Source organism: Nonomuraea aridisoli (assembly GCF_003236395.1).
Lineage (GTDB): Bacteria > Actinomycetota > Actinomycetes > Streptosporangiales > Streptosporangiaceae > Nonomuraea > Nonomuraea aridisoli.
The window spans coordinates 1-614 of sequence record NZ_POUD01000635.1; the positions used below are offsets into that span (position 1 = coordinate 1).

Annotated in this window: 1 pseudogene; it reads right to left on the reverse strand. The window is 76.4% G+C overall.

The window, feature by feature from the left end:
- Window positions 1-614, reverse strand: a pseudogene (locus C1J01_RS50945) (hypothetical protein); the annotation flags it as partial.

The following is a 614-nucleotide window of genomic DNA, read 5'->3' on the forward strand; positions in this document are numbered from 1 at the left end:
CCCCTCGGCCGAGCCGCGCCACTGCCACGCGCCCGGCCGCGCAGCCCCCTGCTCGGCCCGGGAGCCGGACAGCAGGTCGTAGACCGCGTCCAACGGCAGGAACCCCGTGTCCCAGCCGGCCTCCGCGAGCTCCTCGCACAACCGGACCGCCAGCCGCGTCTTCCCCGTGCCGCCGCGCCCGGTGACGACGGCGATCGACAGCGGGTCCGGCTCGGCCGCCCACGATCGCAGCTCGTCCAGCTCCGCGTCCCTGCCCAGGAACGGCACCACGGCGTGGCGGGCCATCAGCGCCATCCCGTCCGGGCACCCCTCCGGCGGACGCTCGTACGCGGGCGTCGACAACTCCGGCAGGAACACCGCCCGGTCGCCCTCCGCCACCCTCTCCAGCGCGTCGGGCCGCACCCCCGCCAACTCCCGGAATCGCTCGTCTCCGAGCAGCGCGGTCACCGGAATGACGTCCAGCCGATGCCCGGCCTCCCCGAACGCCCCGCCCGCACGCCCGAAGCCCGCCGGCTCATCGAAACCGGCGGCCTGCGAGGCGAAGCCGGTGCGCCACGCGGTCTCGGGCGGTGCGGTACGGCCGGCGAAGCGCCCGGTGAACGTCAGGGTGGGGA